This is a genomic window from Streptomyces nigrescens, from assembly GCF_027626975.1.
GTDB classification, from domain to species: domain Bacteria; phylum Actinomycetota; class Actinomycetes; order Streptomycetales; family Streptomycetaceae; genus Streptomyces; species Streptomyces nigrescens.
Map to the genome: position 1 here is coordinate 8,202,427 of NZ_CP114203.1, position 18,690 is coordinate 8,221,116.

14 protein-coding genes are annotated in these 18,690 nt (G+C 72.7%); 9 read left to right on the forward strand and 5 right to left on the reverse strand.

What is annotated here, in order from left to right:
• Positions 1 to 107 precede the first annotated feature (107 nt).
• The 8 genes from STRNI_RS36020 to STRNI_RS36055 all read left to right on the forward strand — a co-directional run bounded on the left by STRNI_RS36020 (position 108) and on the right by STRNI_RS36055 (position 9,794).
• Positions 108 to 1,079: an ABC transporter substrate-binding protein gene (locus tag STRNI_RS36020; protein WP_277412727.1), complete on the forward strand. Its 972-nt coding sequence runs from the start codon at positions 108 to 110 to the stop codon at positions 1,077 to 1,079.
• A complete protein-coding gene (locus STRNI_RS36025; RefSeq protein WP_277412728.1) occupies positions 1,076 to 1,876 on the forward strand; it encodes a 2,3-dihydro-2,3-dihydroxybenzoate dehydrogenase in 801 nt (266 codons plus the stop codon). Before STRNI_RS36020 ends, STRNI_RS36025 begins: the two co-directional genes overlap by 4 nt.
• Positions 1,877 to 1,938: 62 nt before the next feature.
• A complete protein-coding gene (locus STRNI_RS36030) occupies positions 1,939 to 3,150 on the forward strand; it encodes an isochorismate synthase (protein ID WP_277412729.1) in 1,212 nt (403 codons plus the stop codon).
• Positions 3,147 to 4,805 (forward strand): (2,3-dihydroxybenzoyl)adenylate synthase, encoded by a 1,659-nt coding sequence (locus STRNI_RS36035; RefSeq protein WP_277412730.1) that lies wholly within the window; start codon positions 3,147 to 3,149, stop codon positions 4,803 to 4,805. The genes STRNI_RS36030 and STRNI_RS36035 overlap by 4 nt, the downstream gene beginning before the upstream one ends.
• Before the next feature lie 11 nt (positions 4,806 to 4,816).
• On the forward strand, positions 4,817 to 5,449 hold the full coding sequence (locus STRNI_RS36040) for an isochorismatase family protein (RefSeq protein WP_093639898.1): 633 nt from the start codon (positions 4,817 to 4,819) through the stop codon (positions 5,447 to 5,449).
• A 6-nt stretch (positions 5,450 to 5,455) separates the two neighbouring features.
• Complete coding sequence (locus tag STRNI_RS36045) at positions 5,456 to 5,686, forward strand: phosphopantetheine-binding protein (protein WP_018091629.1); 231 nt, start codon at positions 5,456 to 5,458, stop codon at positions 5,684 to 5,686.
• Positions 5,683 to 9,609 carry an amino acid adenylation domain-containing protein gene (locus STRNI_RS36050; RefSeq protein ID WP_277412731.1) on the forward strand — a complete coding sequence of 1,309 codons (3,927 nt, stop codon included), beginning with the start codon at positions 5,683 to 5,685 and terminating at the stop codon, positions 9,607 to 9,609. Before STRNI_RS36045 ends, STRNI_RS36050 begins: the two co-directional genes overlap by 4 nt.
• Positions 9,606 to 9,794, forward strand: a complete 189-nt coding sequence (locus tag STRNI_RS36055) for an MbtH family NRPS accessory protein (protein WP_277412732.1) — start codon at positions 9,606 to 9,608, stop codon at positions 9,792 to 9,794. Before STRNI_RS36050 ends, STRNI_RS36055 begins: the two co-directional genes overlap by 4 nt.
• A gap of 681 nt (positions 9,795 to 10,475) precedes the next feature.
• Here the strand turns inward: STRNI_RS36055 and fes are convergent.
• The 4 genes from fes to STRNI_RS36075 form a co-directional block, all read right to left on the reverse strand.
• Positions 10,476 to 11,762, reverse strand: coding sequence for an enterochelin esterase (gene fes, locus STRNI_RS36060; protein ID WP_277412733.1), 1,287 nt, complete (start codon positions 11,760 to 11,762; stop codon positions 10,476 to 10,478).
• A 128-nt stretch (positions 11,763 to 11,890) separates the two neighbouring features.
• Positions 11,891 to 13,261, reverse strand: a complete 1,371-nt coding sequence (locus STRNI_RS36065) for an enterochelin esterase domain-containing protein (protein WP_277412734.1) — start codon at positions 13,259 to 13,261, stop codon at positions 11,891 to 11,893.
• A 362-nt stretch (positions 13,262 to 13,623) separates the two neighbouring features.
• Entirely contained in the window at positions 13,624 to 14,679 is a 1,056-nt protein-coding gene (locus STRNI_RS36070; protein ID WP_277412735.1) for a YncE family protein, read from the reverse strand.
• Positions 14,680 to 15,194: 515 nt separating this feature from the next.
• Complete coding sequence (locus STRNI_RS36075; protein ID WP_018091635.1) at positions 15,195 to 15,581, reverse strand: MarR family winged helix-turn-helix transcriptional regulator; 387 nt, start codon at positions 15,579 to 15,581, stop codon at positions 15,195 to 15,197.
• A gap of 85 nt (positions 15,582 to 15,666) precedes the next feature.
• Between STRNI_RS36075 and STRNI_RS36080 the strand changes: the two genes are divergently transcribed.
• Positions 15,667 to 17,154, forward strand: coding sequence for an MFS transporter (locus STRNI_RS36080; protein WP_018091636.1), 1,488 nt, complete (start codon positions 15,667 to 15,669; stop codon positions 17,152 to 17,154).
• 116 nt (positions 17,155 to 17,270) lie between these two features.
• Here STRNI_RS36080 and STRNI_RS36085 read toward each other — a convergent pair whose 3' ends face one another.
• The gene (locus STRNI_RS36085; RefSeq protein ID WP_277412736.1) at positions 17,271 to 18,686 is read right to left on the reverse strand and encodes an MATE family efflux transporter; all 1,416 of its coding nucleotides are present in this window, start codon (positions 18,684 to 18,686) and stop codon (positions 17,271 to 17,273) included.
• Positions 18,687 to 18,690: the final 4 nt, after the last annotated feature.

The window sequence follows — 18,690 nt, forward strand, 5'->3', positions numbered from 1 at the left end:
CTCATGCCGAAAAAGCCCTATTCGCCATGCGGATTTTCCTGGGGTGACCGGAAAATCCGCGTATTTGACGGATTCGCTCTCTCTACGAACAACGGAGATCTCAGGCCATGTTGCAAGCCTCTTCCCGCCATTTCTCCCGCCCCGCCGCGGCCACATTTCTCGCCGCCTGTGCCCTGACCGCGACCGCGTGCGGATCGCCCGAGCACGACGCGGGCGCGGACGGACCGGCGGGCAAGGTCACGCGGATCACCGACGCGACAGGCACGGAGGTCAAGGTGCCGGCTGCGCCCGAACGCGTCGTGGCGCTCAGCGAGATGGACCTGGACTCGGCGCTCGCCCTCGGCGTCAAGCCGGTCGGGCTGACCGCCGGCCGCGGCCAGCACGGCTCCCCCGGCTATCTCGCGGACCGGGCGAAGGGCATACCGGTCGTGGGCGCGGTCACCGGCCCGGACATCGAGAAGGTCGTACGGTCCAGACCTGACGTCATTCTCGCCGGGCAGACGGCCGACGCACAGGTCCTCAAGCAACTGCGGCGGATCGCCCCGACCGTGGTCACCATCGACCGCACCAAGGGCTGGAAGAAGTCCCTCGAACTCACCGGCAAGGCACTGGGGAAGAGCAACGAGGCCAAGAAGTTCCTCGCCGGATACGACACCAAGGCCGCCGCGCTGAAGAAGGACCTCGGTGAGCGGGCCGGCACGAGCGTGTCCGTGGCCCGCTACTCGGCCAAGGGCACGGCCGTCATGCAGCAGGGCGTGTTCATCAGCGACGTCCTGAAGGACCTGGGCTTCAAGCGGCCCGGTGTCCAGAACAAGCCGGGGCAGGGCCACTCGACGCCGCTCAGCGACGAGAACCTCCGCGAGATCGACGGCGACTGGCTGTTCATCGGCACCCTCTCCACCGGCGGCCCGGACGCCGGCCTCCTGGACAAGCTGGCCACCAAGCCCGCCTACCGGCAGCTGAAGGCCGTGCGCGACCAGCACGCGACCATGATCGACGGCTCGAAGTGGACGAGCCTGGGCGGCGCCGAGGCCGCCGTCTCGGTGCTCGGCGACATCCGGAAGGCCATGGTCAAGTGAGCGCCACCGGCCTGGAACTCGAGGGACGGCTGGCCCTCGTGACGGGGGCGGGTCGGGGCATCGGCGAGGCGGTGGCCCGGGCCCTCGTCGCGCACGGCGCCCGCGTCATCGCCACCGACCTGGCTCCCGAGGGCGTCGGGAAACTCGCCCGGGAGCACCCCGGCCACCTCACGGCCCGCTTTCTCGACGTCACGGACGCGGCCGCCGTCGAGGCCCTCGTCGCCGAGGCCGAGGACTCCCTCGGGCCGCTGGACATCGCGGTCAACGTCGCCGGAATCCTGCGGAGTTCGTCCGTCGAGGACCTCACCGACGAGGACTGGGCGGCCACCTTCTCCGTCAACGCCAATGGTGTCCTGCACGTCTCGCGGGCCGCGGCCCGCCGTATGACCGGACGTGGCTCCGGCAGCATCGTCACCGTGGCCTCCAACGCGGCCGGTGTGCCCCGTGCGGGGATGTCCGCCTACGCGGCGTCGAAGGCGGCGGCGGTGATGTTCACCAAGTGCCTGGGTCTGGAGGTGGCCGGACGCGGCGTCCGCTGCAACACCGTCTCGCCGGGGTCGACCCTCACCGATATGCAGCGCGCCCTGTGGACCGCCTCCGACGCGGAGAGCGAGGCGGCGGCCGCGCAGCGCGTCATCGCGGGCGACCTCGCGACGCACCGCACCGGCATCCCGCTCGGCCGGATCGCCGACCCGGCCGACATCGCCGAGGCCGTCGTCTTCCTGGTCTCCGACCGCGCCCGCCACATCACCATGCACGACCTGTACGTCGACGGCGGCGCGACGCTGCGTGCCTGAACCGGGCAAGTGCCCGCCCTCTCCTGCGACTTCGGCTCGTGACCTTTCCCTTGGAGACGCCCATGTCTGCCTCGTTGTGCGAACCCACCGCACCGCCCCCGGACCCCACTCTTCCCCTGCTCGCCCCCGGTGCCGCGACCGCTCTGCTCGACGCCTACCGCCCCGGCGCCGACCGCTTTCTCGCCTCGCCCCGGCACACCCTGCTCGCCCACGGCACCGCGGCCGAAATACCCCACGACACCCGGCCGTTGACCCGGCGGGTGCGCGACACCCTCGACGCGCGCCGGCGCGCGGGCGATCCCGGGCCGGTCGTCGTCGGCTCGCTGCCCTTCGCCGAGGACGCCCCGCACGCACTCGCTGTCCCGGACTCCGTGCGCTGGGCGCCGCCCCTGCACGAGGACCCCCTTATCGCCCTGCCCGTGGCGCCCGCCGAGGACACCGACTGGCAGCTGCGCGAGGTGCCGTCGGCCGAGCGGTACGCGGCGGCGGTCGCCGCCGCGGTCACCCGGATGCGGGCCGGAGAGTTCGACAAGGTCGTGCTCGCCCGGACGCTGGAGCTGACGGCACAGCGGGAGCCGGACCTGACCGCGATGCTGCGCCGCCTGGCGCGCCGCGACCCGGCCGGCTACACCTTCGCCGTGCCCAGCGGCGCCGGCCGCACCCTGATCGGCGCCAGCCCCGAACTGCTCGTGGCCCGCCGGAACGGCAGGCTCGTCGCCAACCCGCTGGCCGGTTCCGCGCCGCGCAGCGCCGACCTGGCCGAGGACGTGCGGCGCGCGGCCGCCCTCCTGGAGTCGGCGAAGGACCTGCACGAGCACGCCGTCGTCGTCGACGCCGTACGCGAGGCGCTCGCGCCGTACTCCACGGGGCTGGAGGTGCCCGCGCGGCCCACGCTGGTGCGCACCGCCGCCATGTGGCATCTGTCGACCACCGTCACCGGCGAGCTGGCCGACCCGGCCGTCTCCGCCCTGGAGCTGGCGTCCGCGCTGCACCCGACGCCTGCCGTGTGCGGCACCCCGACCGACGTGGCCCGGTCGGTGATCGCCGAGTCCGAGCCCTTCGACCGCGGCCCGTACACCGGCATGGTCGGCTGGCAGGACGCGGACGGCAACGGCGAATGGGTGGTGACGATCCGCTGCGCCGAGGCCGAGGGCCGCACGCTGCGGCTGTTCGCGGGCGCCGGTGTGGTGGCCGCCTCCTCGCCGCAGGCCGAGACCGCCGAGACCGGAGCGAAGTTCCGTACCTTCCTGAGCGCCGTAGGAGCCTCGCTGTGAGCGCCGACGCCCCCGCCCTCGCCACCACGCCGGGGCTCGACGCCCCCATCTGGCCCGCGGAGTTCGCCGAGCGCTATCGCGCCGCGGGGTACTGGCGCGGGGAGACGTTCGGCGGCATGCTGCGTGAGCGCGCCGCCGCCCACCCCGACCGGACCGCCCTCATCGATCCGGCCCCCGGCCGCCGCACCTGGACCTACCGGGAGCTCGACGAGCGCGCCGACCGGCTGGCCGCCGGGTTCGCGGCACGCGGGATCGCCAAGGGCGACCGGGTCGTGGTGCAGCTGCCCAACACGGGTGCGTTCATCGAGGTGGTCTTCGCGCTCTTCCGGATCGGCGCACTGCCCGTTTTCGCGCTGCCCGCGCACCGGGAGACGGAGATCGGCTACTTCTGCTCCTTCGCCGAGGCCACCGCGTACGTCATCCCCGACACCCATGGCGGCTTCGACCACCGTGCCCTGGCCACGAAGGTCAAGGCGGCCACGCCGAGCCTGCGGCACGTCTTCGTCGCCGGCGACCCGGGCGAGCACACCGCGCTGTCCGACGTCCCGTGCGACCCGGCCGGCACACCCGACGGCCCCGAGCCGCACGAGCTGGCGTTCCTCCAGCTGTCGGGCGGCACGACGGGCGTGCCGAAGCTCATTCCCCGCACCCACGACGACTACCTCTACTCGGTGTGGGGCTCCAACGAGATCTGCGGTGTCGACGCCGGCACGCGGTTCCTCGTGGTGCTGCCGGCCGCGCACAACTTCCCGATGAGCTCGCCCGGTTGGCTCGGCGTGCTGTACGCGGGAGGCACGGCCGTTCTGTGCCCCGGACCGGACCCGGCGACCGCCTTCCCGCTGATCGAGCGGGAACGGATCACGATGACCGGGCTCGTACCGCCGCTCGCCCTCGTATGGACCGAGGCCGCCGCGGAGACCCGGTGCGACCTGTCGAGCCTGGATGTCGTGCTCGTCGGCGGTGCGAAGTACAGCCAGGAGGCGGCCCGGCGGCTGGCGCCCGCCCTGGACTGCCGGCTCCAGCAGGTCTTCGGGATGGCCGAAGGGCTGGTCAACTACACCCGGCTCGACGACGACCCCGAGACCGTCGTCACCACCCAGGGGCGGCCGATCTCCCCGGACGACGAGATCCGGATCGTCGACGACGCCGGACACGAGGTCGAGGAGGGCGGGTTCGGCCATCTGCTCACCCGGGGGCCGTACACCATCCGCGGCTACTGGCGCGCCCCGGAGCACAACGCGACGGCCTTCACCGAGGACGGCTTCTACCGCACCGGCGACATCGTGCGCCGCACCGCCACCGGACACCTCGTCGTCGAGGGGCGGGCCAAGGACCAGATCAACCGGGGCGGCGAGAAGATCGCGCCGGAGGAGGTCGAGAACATCATCCTCGCCCACCCCGCCGTCCACGACGTCTGCGTCGTCGCCGTGCCCGACGCGTACCTGGGCGAACGCACCCTCGCCTACGTCATCCTGCGCACCGGCGCGGAGCCGCTGAAGTCCGTCGCCCTCAAACGCTTCGTCCGTGCGCGCGGTATCGCCGCCTACAAGGTCCCCGACCTCGTCGAGTTCGTCGACGCCTTCCCGCAGACCGGGATCGGCAAGGTCAGCAAGAAGGGGCTGCGGTCCGCCGCGGCCACCACAGAGCAGCACTGAAAGGCCCACCCATGGCACTTCCCGCCATCGCCCCCTACCCCCTGCCCGCCGGGGACGAGCTGCCGGCGAACCGCGTCGCCTGGACGGCGGACCCCGCGCGCGCCGTGCTGCTCGTCCACGACCTGCAGAACCACTTCCTCGGTGCTTTCCCGGCCGGCGAACAGCCGGTCACCGGCATGCTCGACAACACGGCACGGATCCTGGAACGATGCCGGCGCCTCGGCGTGCCGGTCGTCCACTCCGCCCAGCGCGGCGGCCAGACGCCCGAGGAACGCGGTCTGCAGCTCGACTTCTGGGGCCCCGGCGTCGCGGACGACCCGCAGGCCCTCGCCACGCCCGGGGCCGTCGCGCCGCAGCCCGGGGAGACCGTTCTCACCAAGTGGAAGTACAGCGCGTTCGTCCGCACCGAGCTGGAGGAACTGCTGCGCGCCGCGGGCCGCGACCAGCTCGTCGTCGTCGGTGTGTACGCGCACATCGGCGTGCTGATGAGCGCCTGCGACGCATGGCAGCGCGACATCCAGGCGTTCGTCGTCGCGGATGCCGTCGCCGACTTCTCGCGCGCGGACCATGACATGGCCCTGCGCTGGGCCGCCGGCCGCTGTGCCGTCGTCACCACCACCGACGCCCTCTTCAAGGAGGCCTGAGCCGCCATGGCGCTCACCCTGGAGCAGATCCGCCGGGACGTCGCCGACTCCCTCGGCGAGGACCCCACCGACATCCCGCTTGACGAGAACCTCGTGGATTACGGACTGGACTCCGTCCGCATCATGGCGCTCGTCGAGCGCTGGCGCCGTGAACACGGCGTCGAGGTCGGCTTCGTGGACCTCGCCGAACGCCCCGCCATCGACGCCTGGGCACCCCTGCTGGGAGCCGGCTCGTGACGGTCCTCCTCACCGGCGGCGCCGGGCCCGGAACCGGCGCCCCGCAGGCCGTACTGCCGCTGACCGCGGCACAGTCGGGCATGTGGTACGCACAGGCCCTCGACCCGCTCAGCCCCGCCCAGAACACCGCGGAGTGCCTGGAGATCGACGGGGCGCTCGACCCGGACCTCTTCGCCCGCGCCCTGCGCCTGGTGACCGCCGAGGCCGACGCGCTGCGCGTCCGGATCGAGGACACCCCGGACGGCCCGCGCCAGCACGTCCTGGACGGTGTCGAACCGCCGCTGACCGTACGGGATCTGCGCACCGCGGACGACGGGGAGGAGACGGCCGGGCGGTGGATGCACGCCGACCTCGCGGAGCCCTTCGACCTGGCGGCCGGTCCGCTCTTCCGGCACGCCCTGTTCCGCGTCGGAGAACAGCGGTGGCTGTGGTACCAGTGCATCCACCACCTCGTCATGGACGGCTTCGGATACTCGCTCCTGGTGCGCCGTACCGCCGAGGTGTACACCGCCCTTGCCCGGGGCGAGGAGCCCGGCCCGCGGACCTTCGGACGCCTTGCCGACCTGGTCGGTCAGGACGACGACTACCGCGCCTCGGCGGACTTCACCGCCGACCGCGCCCACTGGTCCGGCGCCTTCGCCGACCGGCCCGAGGCACCGCGGCTCGCGGGTCGCGGCGCGCTGCCCGGACGGACGTTCCGCCGCCGCACCACCTCTCTGCCGCTGGAGACCACCGAGGGCGTCCACGGACTCGCCGCCCGGCTCCGCGCCACCTGGCCCGACGTCCTGATCGCCGCCAAGGCCCTGTACACCTCCCGCGCCACCGCCCAGTCCGACGTCGTGCTCGGGCTGCCGATGATGGGCCGCATGGGCTCGGCCGCCCTGCGCGTACCCGGCATGGTCATGAACGTCCTGCCGCTGCGGCTGACCGTCGCCGCCGACGCGACCTTCGCGGAACTGGTCCGGCAGGTCGTGCTCGGCATCCGCCGGGCCCGCCGCCACCAGCGCTACCGCTACGAGGACATCCGCCGCGACCTGGGACTGCTCGGGGAGGGCCGGGCCCTGGTGGGTCCGCTCGTCAACATCATGCCCTTCGACTACGGCGTGGCGTTCGCCGGCGCACCCGCGCGCGCCCGGAACCTCTCCGCCGGGCCAGTCGACGACCTGACCGTCAACGTCTACGACCGCGCCGACGGACACGGTCTGCGCATCGACCACGACGGCAATCCCGCCCTGTACGAGGACGCCGGACTCGCCGCCCACCAGGAGCGGTTCCTGCACCTGCTGGAGCGGCTGGTCACCGCCGACCCGCACACCCCGCTGGCCGCGCACGGCATCGCCACACCGGCCGAACGCGCCCTGGTCGTCGACGAGTTCAACCGGACGGACCGGCACCTCCCGCCGACCACTCTCATCGGCCCCATCGAGGCACGCGCCGTCCGCACCCCCGCCGCCACCGCACTGGTCCACGGCGACACTTCACTCAGCTACGCGGAGCTCAACTCCCGCGCCAACCGGCTGGCCCGCCACCTCCAGACCCTCGGCGCCCGGCCCGGCGCCGTGGTGGCGGTCTCGGTGCCGCGTTCGGTGGAGCTGGTCGTCACCCTGCTCGCCGTGCTGAAGTCCGGTGCCGCCTATCTGCCGCTCGACCCGGACTACCCGGCACAGCGGCTCACCGGCATGCTGGACGACGCCGCGCCGGTGTGCGCCGTCACCGACCACGCGACCCGGCTGCCGCAGGACACCGGGACACCGCTCGTCGTCCTGGACGGACTCGATCTGGCCGGCTACCTCCCGGTCAACCCGGGGCGTGCGCTCACCCCCGCGCATTCCGCCTACGTCATCTACACCTCCGGCTCGACCGGGCGCCCCAAGGGCGTCGTGGTCTCCCACGGGGCGATCGACAACCGGCTGCGGTGGATGCAGGACACCTACCGGCTGACGGCCGCCGACCGGGTGCTGCAGAAGACCCCCTCGTCGTTCGACGTATCGGTGTGGGAGTTCTTCTGGCCGCTGCGCGAGGGCGCGGTGCTCGTCGTCGCCGAGCCCGGCGGCCACAAGGACCCCCACTACCTGGCCCGGCTCATCCGGGAACAGGCCGTCACCACCTGCCACTTCGTCCCGTCGATGCTCCAGGTCTTCCTGGCCGCGGCGGATGCCGCCGCATGCGGCTCGCTGCGCCGCGTCTTCTGCAGCGGCGAGGCGCTGCCCCGCGACACCGCGCACACCTTCGCGCGCACCCTGCCGGGCGTCGAGCTGCACAACCTCTACGGGCCGACGGAGGCCGCCGTCGATGTCACCCACCACGCCTGCGCGGCGGACGGCAGCGGTGCGGTGCCCATCGGGCGGCCGGTGTGGAACACCCGGCTGTATGTGCTCGATGCGGCGCTCCAGCCCTGCCCGCCGGGCGTCCCCGGCGAGCTGTACCTGGCCGGCCGGCAGCTCGCCGAGGGCTATCTGCACCGTCCCGGACTCACCGCCTCCCGGTTCGTCGCCGACCCGTTCGGACCGCCCGGCGGCCGCATGTACCGCACGGGCGACCTCGCCCGCTGGACGCAGAAGGGCGAGGTCGAGTACCTCGGCCGCACCGACCACCAGGTGAAGCTGCGCGGCCAGCGCATCGAACTCGGCGAGATCGAGGCGGCGTTGACGGCACTGGACGGTGTGGACGGTGCCTGTGCCCTGGTCCACGAGGACCGCGCCGGCGAGCAGCGGCTCGTCGGCTATGTCACCGGTGGTGTCGCTCCCGAGGCCGTGCGCGCCGGGCTGGCCCGCACACTGCCGGAGCACATGGTGCCCGCCGCCGTCATCGCCCTGGACGCCCTGCCGCTGAGCCCCAACGGCAAGCTGGACCGCCGCGCGCTGCCCGCCCCGGTCTTCACCGGCGGCCGGCACGCACGGCGGCCGGCCGGTCCCCGTGAGGAGACCCTGACGCGGCTCTTCGCCGAGGTGCTGGGCCTCGAACACACCGGACCGGACGACGCGTTCTTCGACCTGGGCGGCACCTCCCTGCTCGCCGTACGGCTGGTGGCGCGGATCCGTGCCGCGTTCGGCTGCGAGCTGACGATCGGCTCGCTCTTCGAGGCGCCCACCCCGGCCGCGCTGGCCGCCCGCCTCGACAGCTCCGGCCCCGCGTCCGAGGACGCCCTGGACGTCGTGCTGCCGCTGCGCACCACCGGCGACCGGCCCGCACTGTTCGCGTTCCACCCCGCCGGTGGCCTCGCCTGGTGCTACGCCGGCCTGGCCGCCCGCCTCGGACCCGACCAGCCGGTGTACGGGATCCAGGCCCGCGGTCTGGTCGGCGACGAGCCGCTGCCGCATGCCTTGTCGGAGCAGGCCGCGGACTATGTGCGCCACCTGCGCGCCGTACAACCGCACGGCCCCTACCGGCTGCTGGGCTGGTCCGTCGGCGGCATCCTCGCGCACACCGTCGCCGTGCTGCTCCAGGAGGCCGGGGAGACGGTCGAACTGCTCGCGCTGCTGGACGCGTTCCCGGCCGAGCAGTGGCGGGAGCGGCCCGCGCCGGAGGAGGGCGACGCGCTCACCGCGGTGCTGCGCATGGCCGGCTTCGACCGCACCGACGAGCGCACCCGGGACGATGTCCTGGCGACCCTGCGCCGGGCGGGCAGCCCGCTCGCCGGTCTCACCGACCACACCCTCTCGAAGATCGTCGACATCGTGCCCAACCACGCGCGGATGATGCGCGCCCACCACCACCGCGCCTACCGGGGCGACCTGCTGTTCTTCACCGCCGCCGCACCGCGTGCCGAGGACTGGCTCACCCGCGAGGCATGGCGGCCGCACGTGAGCGGCACGATCGCCAACCGCGATCTGGACTGCACCCACCCGCAGTTGATGCAGGACCGTCAGCTCGACGAGATCGCCGCCGTCCTGGCGGCCCGGCTGAAGGAGCTCGACGCATGACCGCCCGCTCCGCGCCGTTCGACCCGGGGCCCGACGGCCACGCCACCCACCTGGTCCTGGAGAACCCCCAGGGGCACCTTTCCCTGTGGCCGACCTGGCGGGAGCCGCCGGAGGGCTGGACCGCCCGCTTCGGCCCGGCCCCGCACGACGCGTGCACCCGGCTGGTGGCGGCGGACCGGCCGTGAACGGCGCGGCGGTGGTACGGCGGTGGCCGCACTCCGGGCCGCCGCCGGATCCGGCGGAGCTGTCACCGGGCCGCTGCTGTGGCTCGTACCGGCGCCCGAAGCGGGCGCACCGCTCGACGTGTCCGTACTGGACGAGGGGGAGCGGGCCCGAGTGGCGGCGCTGCGGCGTCCCGCCGAGCGTGCGCTGTACGCCGCCGCGCACACGGCGCCGCGCCGGCTGCTGGGCGGCTGTCTCGGCATGGCGGCGGCCCAGGTGCCGCTGACCCGGCTGGCCTGCCCTGCCCTGCCCGGGCTGCGGCGGCCCGCACGGCCGCCCCGCCGTGGCCGGCTCGCCCGGCGAGGAGCTGCACTTCTCCCTCTCCCACTCGGGCGGGCCGGCCCTGCTCGCCTTCGCCGCCGCCCGGCCGGTCGGCGCGGACATCGAGCGGGTCCCCCGGGGGCCGGGATGGTCCGGACGCGGCGGCGTCCCTGCACCCCTTGGAGCAGGGCGAGTTGGCGTCCCTGCCGCCCCGGTGTCCGCCCGGCCGTCTTCGTCCGCTGCTGGACCCGCAAGGAGGCCTGCCTGAAGGCCACCGGAGCGGGCATCTCGGAGACGTCGCTGCGCACGCTCCGCCTGGGCACCGGCCCGCTGCCCGCCCGGAGCCCGGGCTGGGCGCTCATGGACCTCCGGGGCCCGGCGGGCTATGCGGCGGCCTGTGCGGTGCGCGAGGCGGCTCCGTCGGGGGACAGCAGGCCCACCAGGCCGTCGGCCAGTTCGGTGCGCCAGCACAGGTAGTCGTGGCCGCCGTTGAACTCACGGTAGACGGCGTCGTCGTAGCCGGCGGCGGTGAGGGTTTCGCGCAGCCGCCGGGCGGCGGGAAGGGCCACCCACTCCTGCTCACCGAAGGAGAGCCAGAAGCGCACGGGCAGCCGTGGCGCGGCCGCGAGAGCGCCGGTCAGCCACTCGGCCTGCGGGCCGTCGGGCCACCAGAACGAACCCGACTGGGCCAGCGCGTTCCCGAAGCGGTGCGGTGCCGAGTACGCCGCGTAGGCCGCGGTGAGTCCGCCCAGACTCTGCCCGGCGATCACGGTGCGGGCGGGGTCGCCGGTGACCGGCAGTCGCCCGGCCACCCAGGGCAGCAACTCGTCCGTGAGGAAGGCGACGAACTCCGGACGGCAGCTCAGCTCCGCCCACCGGGTGCCGGCGTCGACGGAATCCGGCAGGACGGCGGCGAGCGGCGGAATGCGGCCGTCGGCGATGAGGTTGTCCAAGAGGTGCGCGACACCGAGCCGGGGCTGCCAGTGTTCCCCGTCGAGCAGTACCAGAACGGGCAGCTCCGCCGTCTCCCGCGCCCCGCCCGCCGGTTGGTACAGCCAGACCCGGCGGTCGCTGCCGAGGTGTCCGCTGGGCACCTGGTGTTCGCTGACGGTGCCGCGGGGGACGCCCGGCCGGGGCGCCCAGTCCACCGCGTCCGGAGCCCCGGGCAGTTCGGCGTAGGAGACCGGGGCGCCGCCCCAACGCCGCGGCAGCCGACGGGCGTTGTACGGATCGGCACGGCCCTGGGTGCGCAGCAGGCGCCAGTAGTCGGGGCTGTCCGGTCCGGGCCCGTCACCCTCATCGACGAAGAGGTCGTAGGTGCCGCGCCAGTCGTGGCGCAGGCGGACCGTCCAGTGCCAGATGTCGGTGCCGGGGGCGCGGGCCATGAGATTGCCCTGGGGGTTCCGTGGGTCGGCCAGCTTGTTAGGCAGCACCTGGACGGCGCGGGTCCGGGCATCACCGCGCCACAGGAACGTCACCGCGGCGTGATCGGCGCGGCCCGCGGGATCGGGAGCGACGAGCGGGGTGCCACGGCGGCGTACATCGGCCCAGAAATCCTCGGCCCCGTCCGGCGAGGGAAGCGCAAATCCCGGCTCCGGAAGCCACGGCAGCGCCTCGGGGCGCGCCAGTCGGGGCGGGCGGTTCGGGGCGTCCTGCGGCGGCACGGGCATGGAAGGCACTCCGGACAATTGGACGGATGACTTAGGGTTACCTTACTTCAGGCTCGGGGGGTGCTCCCTGGCGCTCGACCCGCCGACACCGGGCCGGTCGTCGGCCCCGCCGCCCCGTGGCACCCCGTTCAGCTTCCGAGCAGGGAGATCAGGCCGTCGGCCAGTCCGCCGCGCCAACAGGCGTAGTCGGGGCCGCCGTTGAACTCCTGCCAGGTGACGGTGTGACCGCAGCGGTCCAGGAGGTCATGGAGAGCGGGGCCCGGCACTCTCGTGCCGTCCTGCCGGGCGACGTCGAGGTGGATACGGACGCCGTCCCCGTGGGGCGGGGCGAACCACTGCGGCGGCCAGGACGGCTCGCCGTGGGCGGCCCCGGGGGTGCCGGGGAGCCGATCACGCCGTGGGCGGGCAGCAGGGGGCCGGGCACCAGGAGGCCGGGTGCCAGGAGGTCGGACCGCGGCCGGCCGGGGCGCGGGGGACTGGGCCAGGGCGCTGCCGAACCGCTCGGGCCGGCGCAGGCAGGTGTGCACCGCGGCGGTGCCGCCGAGGCTCTGCCCGGCCACGACGGTGCGACGGGGGTCCGCAGTGACCGGCCAGCGTGTGGCCGCCCAGGGCAGCAACTCGTCGGCGAGGAAGTCGGCGTAGCCCTCATGGGTGTCGTGCATGTGCCACCAGGCGGCCGGCCCGGACGTATCGGGTGCGAGCACCAGCAGCGGCGGAATGCGCCGTTCGGCGAGGAGCGCGTCGAGCGTAGGGGCCAGACCGAGCGCGCCGAACCACAGCTCCCCGTCGGGCAGTACGAGGACATCCAGGGGGCCGGCCGCTGTGCCGGCCGGCGGCCGGTAGACCCAGGTGACGTGCTGGTCACCAAGGGCGGCTCCAGGGCTGCGGTGCTGCTCCACGGTGCCACGGGGGGCGTCCGGGCGGGGCTCTCGCCAGGGTTGAGGCGGGGATAACGGCAGCTCGAAGAGCGAACTGCCGGCCGACCGCCCACGGCCGGGCAGCGGCATCCGGTTGTGCGGATCGGGCGCCGCATGGGCGGCCAGCCCTCGCAAGCGGGCGCGCAGGGGTTCCTCCGCGCCGGGCAGGGGGCCGGGTGAGATGTCGGCGACCAGGCGGTAGGAGCCCCGGTGGTCGGCCCGTAGACGGCGGGTCAGGTACCAGATCTCCGTGCCGGGTAAGGGCGTGAGGAGTGAACCGGCGAGGTCGTCGGGGTCGGTGAGCCCGTTGGCGAGCAGTAGAACCTGACGGGTGGCGCGGTGGCCGCGCCACAGGAAGGTCACCGCCCGGTGGCCGGGGTCGTCGTCGAGGGGCTCGATGAGCGGAGTCCCCTCCCGCTCGACCCTGGTCCAGAACTCGGCGGTCAGCGCGCTGTGTTGGCTGGTACCGGCCTGTTCGAGCCGGCGGGTGAGCCGGGTGAGACGAGGGCTGGCGACGGTGTACGGCACGGGCTCGGCGGCGTCCGCGGGCGCCGTGACTGCGGCGGAGGCGGTGCGGCTCACCTGAACGTGCTCCGTGTGCGGTGCGGCTCCCCGGGCAGCGGGCGGGCCGTCGGCCGGATCGCGGACCCGGTGGGAGCAGTCCGGTCCCTCAGGGGAAGTTTTCGCGGAGGGCGGTGGATTGCGTATCGATGTGTCATGTGGGGAGGGCATTCCGGTCGGAGGTGCGGTGTGCGAGCGGTACGTGGTCGGTACCGGACGGTTCGATCGGGGCGGCGGGAGGCCGGCCCGGTCGTACCGATCTGGCGGGCCCCAGACGCCAGGTGCCGGGCATCCGGTGGGCCGGGACCCGCCCGCGCCCGCGCTCGGGCGAGGCGGGCGGGACGTGGTGCGGGCTCCGGACCGAGCCGCTGGGGGCGGGGGCGTCAGCGCCCGAGGGGGAAGCGGTGCAGGACGTCCTGGCCCTCGGGGCCGGAGCCGGACTTGGCGACCACGAACGCGGCGCCGTGGGCCACCTGGACGTGGTTGGGGTTGGCACCGGTGGCCAAGGTGTCGACGACGGCGCCCTTCCCGGGGTCGACGACCGTGACGGTGGCCGTGGTGCGGTTGGCGACCAGGACCCGGCCCGAGCGCGGATCGGCGGAGACGGCCAGCGCGCCCGCACCGGTCGGCACGGTCTTGGTGACGGCCCCCTTGCGCAGGTTGATCACCGAGACGGTGCCGGCGGCCTGGTCGGCGGAGTACGCGGTGCGGCCGTCCTTGGACAGGGCTATCGAGAGGGGTCCGTCGCCCGTCGGGATCAGGCGCGGGCTCTTGGCGCGCGGCGCGATCTCAATGATCCGGTCGTTGGCGAGGTCGGTGGCGTACGCGGCACCGGACCGCTCGTTGACCGCGAGACCCGCGGGGCTCGATCCCGCGACCGCGACCCGCTTCTTCTCCTTGTAGGTACGGGTGTCGAAGGCGACGACACTGCCGTCGCCGAAGCCGCTCGCCCAGGCCAGGTTGTGCTTCTCGTCGACGACGACCTCGCGGGCATGCTTGACGCCGGGCAGCGTGGCGAGGTGCTTGCCGGTGCGCTGGCTGTAGACGGCCACGGAGTTGTCGCGGGTGTTCGTCGTCCAGACGGTGTTGTGCTCGTCATCGACGGCGACGCCGTAGACCGCCTCGACGGCGCCCGTCTGCGGGTTGGTGACCGGCGGCGTGTACGTCGCTTTGACCTCCAGGGTGCGCGGGTCGACCTTCACCAGGCTGGAGTTGGTGACCGGCGGCCGGCCCACGGAGGACGTGGCCCAGAGGACATGGTTCCGCTCGGAGTACGCGGACTGATACAGGCCTTTGGCGACCGGCGCGGACTGAGCGGCCGGACCCGACGTCTTGCCGGAGTGCGCCGTCGCGGTGCCGGCCAGGGCGAGAGTGCTGCCCGCGGCGAGGCTCACGGCGATCGCGGCAGTACGGCGGATGCGGTAGGCGAGTGAGGTCATGTGGCGTCAGTCTCCTTGACAGAGGCGCCTCACGGAGAGGCGATCAGCGACTAACTTAGCTTAGGCTTACCTAACATGCACTCCGATATGGCCCGCTGTTTTCTGCGCTTTTCTGACGGTCACGGGGGAGGGGGCTTGTCGCCGCCTTCGCCGGTTGCCGTCGCCGACCAGCACCTCAATCCCCCTGTTGGCGGCACCTTCACCAACAGGAGCACTTCGTCATCGCGGGAGTTGAGGCACGGTGTGACGCTGCCGAGGCGACAGGCGACAGGCGACAGGTGACAGGTGACAGGCGACCGACGGCAGCTCGACGGTTGAACTCAAGCCCCGTTGCCCTGCTTTGCTCTGCTCTGCCGTTGGCGCCAAAGCGCTGAGCGGCACCGGGCGGCACCGGGCAGCGCTGTCTCGCGCGTGCCCCTGTTTGCCGATGACGGCGGCGGCATGAAGGACCCGGTGTGGCCGTAGCCCCCTGACGAGGGGCGCTGAACGACCGATCGACTTGCTGCGGGGACCGGTCAGTTCTCTCCGCGGAGGGTTCGCGCCAGCACGGAGCGGTGGGTCGGCTTCGCGTCGCTGTAGCGCTTGTGGCCTTCGTCGGTGAGGACGACGAAGATGCCGCGGCGGTCGAGGTCGCACATGACCCGCTCGACGAGGCCGCCTCGTTCCAGCCGGGCGACGAGGCGGGATGCGGCGCTCTGGCTCAGGTGCACCGCTTGGGTGAGGTCCTGGCCCCGGCACTTGCCGTGTTCGGAGGAGGTGAGGAGTTCGAGGGCTTCGAACTCGCTGACACTCAGGCCGTGCTGCGTCTGCAACTCCTGCTCGAGAGCGTTGTGCACGGTGGCGTGAAGGGAGAGGAGCCCATGCCACTCGTCGACCAGTTCCTGCTCTGAGCCACCCATCATGAAGCCAAGATAACATGCGGCGGCATTTGATGCACGAAGATTAAATGCGCTTGCATTCGATGCGTGTGCATGTGAGAGTCGCGGCATGACTTCCTCCGCACCCCTGTCCGCCTCCACCTCCACATGGAACGCCAAACTCTGGGGAGTCCTGCTCACGGTCTCCCTCGTCATCGGCCTCGACGCGCTCGACGTCTCGATGGTGGGCGTCGCCCTCCCCTCCATCCAGGCAGACCTGGGCCTGTCCACCAGTGCGCTGCAGTGGATCGTCAGCGGCTATGTCCTCAGCTACGGCGGGCTGCTGCTGCTGGGCGGACGCGCCGCCGATCTGCTCGGCCGCCGCCGGGTGTTCCTGACCGCGGTGGCCGTGTTCGCCGCGGCCTCCGTGCTCGGCGGTCTGGTCGACGACGGGACCCTGCTCATCGCGACCCGCATACTCAAGGGCATGGCGGCGGCGTTCACCGCGCCTGCCGCGCTGTCCATCGTCACCACCACGTTTGCCGAAGGGCCGGCGCGCAACAAGGCGTTGGGCGTCTTCTCCGTCTTCGGGGCCAGTGGCTACTCGGCCGGTCTGGTGCTCTCCGGCCTGCTGACCCAGGTCGGCTGGCGGTGGACGTTCTTCCTGCCGGTACCGGTCGCCGTGATCGCCTGGATAGCAGCCAACCGCCTGCTGCCCAAGGACGGCCCCCGCTCCTCCGGCGGGTATGACATCCCCGGCGCGATCACCTCGGTCGGCGCGATGCTGCTGCTCGTCTACACCGTCGTCGAAGCGCCGGAGGCCGGCTGGGCCGCTCCGAACACGCTCATCCAGTTCGCCATCGCCGCGGTGCTGCTGCTCGCCTTCCTCGTGATCGAACGCCGCAGTGCGCATCCGCTGGTCCGTCTCGGTATCCTCCGCTCGGGCTCGCTGGCACGGGCCAACCTGGGCATATCCGTGTTCTTCGGCGGCTACATCGGCTTCCAGTTCGTGGTCATGCTCTACTTCCAGTCGGTGCTGCAGTGGTCGGCGCTCCAGACCGCGCTCGGCTTCCTTCCGGCCGCAGCGATCGTGGCCTTCGGCTCGCCGCGGATGGATCCCCTGATCGAACGGGTCGGCACCTCGCGCACCATCGCCGGCGGTGTCATCGCTCATCTCATCGGCTACGTGCTCTTCCTCGTCATCGACCGGGACGCCCCCTACGTCGTCGGTGTGCTGCCCAGCATGATCCTGCTCGGCATCGGGTTCACCCTGGCCTTCGCGTCCTTCAACATCCAGGCCACCGCCGGCATCCCGGACCACGAACAGGGCTTGGCCGGCGGCCTGCTGAACACCTCCACGCAGGTCGGCGGCGCGATCGGACTCGCCATCGTCACGGCCGTCCTCACCGCCGGAGGTGAAGGCAGGACCGGCCCCGACGCCCTGCTCGCGGGCTTCACTCCGGCGCTGCTCACGATCACCGTCCTCTCGGCGATCGGCCTGCTCATCGGACTGTCGGGAGTGCTCGGACGGCGCAAGACCGACACGGCGACGGTCGAGCCGACGGTCCAGCCGGCGTCCAAGCCGGCGGACGAGCCGGAGCTCGCCCTCATCGACTGACCGGACCGGTCTGTCACGGCACATCCCGGTGTGGCACCAGCCATGACCGGGATGCGCCGTTCCGGGTACGCATCCGCGTGCCCCACCTGACAGCTCCGTCATGCGGTGGGCGGTGATCAGGCCGGGACTGGTTCGCTCCGGTAGCCGGCCAGTTGGTGGTTGTAGCGGCGCAGGAGGAGCAGGGCAGTCGTCGCCAGGCCGGTGAGCAGGCCGAGCCAGATGCCGAGGGTGGCGAGGTCCAGAGCGTAGGCGAGGAGCCAGGACGTGGGGAGTCCGACGGCCCAGTAGCCGATGAGGGTGATGCGGAAGCCGCTCTTGGTGTCGTCGAGTCCCCGCAGGAGTCCGACGCCGATGTTCTGCGCGCAGTCGAAGAACTGGAGGACGGCGGTGACCATGAGCAGGTGGGTGGCGATGCCGAGGGCCTGGTCGGAGCCGGAATCGAGGAAGGGGAAAAGGACGACCCGGGGCAGGGACAGGTAGGCGATACCGACGAGGGTCATGACGGCTGCCGCGCAGGCCAGCGCGGTGTTCTTGAGGCGGCGTGCGTCGTCGGTACGGCCGAGGGCGAGTTCGCGGCTGACGTTTATCGAGGCGGCGTGGGAGAGGCCGACGGCGACCTGGAAGACGATGTAGACGAGCTGGTTGACGGCGGTGTGCGCGGCCAGGGCGGCGGGGCCGAAGGAGCCGGCCATCAGCGCGGTGAGCGAGAAGAACCCGGCTTCGGAGCCGTAGGTCGCAGCGATCGGCACACCGAGGCCGACGAGCCGTAGGGAGGTGGCCCCATCGGCTTTGGCCGCGTTGAGGCTGAGCAGGGGCGCCAGTTGAGCGTCCTTCTTCGCCGAGAGATAGAGGGCGAGACAGGAGAGGAGGTAGACGGTGGACGTGGCGACGCCGATGCCGGTCAGGCCCAGCTGGGGCAGTCCCCATGTGCCGTGGAGGAAAACCCAGTTCAGACCGGCATTGACGGCTATGGAGGCGAGGGTGATCTGCAGCAGGGCCTGGGGGCGGCGCATACCGACGGTGAACTGGCGGATGGCCTGGAACCACAGGCAGGGCAGCAGTCCGGGGGCCAGGGCGAGCAGCATCGCCCGGGTCCGTTCGACGACGGCCGCGTCCTGACCGAGCCAGATCAGGGCCTGCCCGATCAGGAGCATGAGCACGGCTCCGGCGAGGCCGGCGAGCGTGGCGAGAACCATGCTTGCGCGGACGATCCCGCGGATCTCCGCGTGCGCCGCTTCCCTTTCCCCCGTCTTCCCCCCTTCCCCGGGCTCGGCCGCGTCTTCCGTGCGTTCGAGGCGGGCCGCCGCGGCGGCGATCTGGTTGCCGACGGAGGTGAGCAGACCGACGCCCATGGTGCGCAGCTGGTTGAAGATGACGAGGGCCAGGCCGCCGGCGGCGAGTTCCTCGGTGCCGAGCAGACCCATCATCACGGTGTCGGTGGTGGTCAGGGCGACCTGGGCGAGCTGAGTGAGGATGAGGGGGACGGCGAGCGCGGCCAGGGCGCGGCTGTCGCGGAGGAGAGTGGTCAGCATGGCG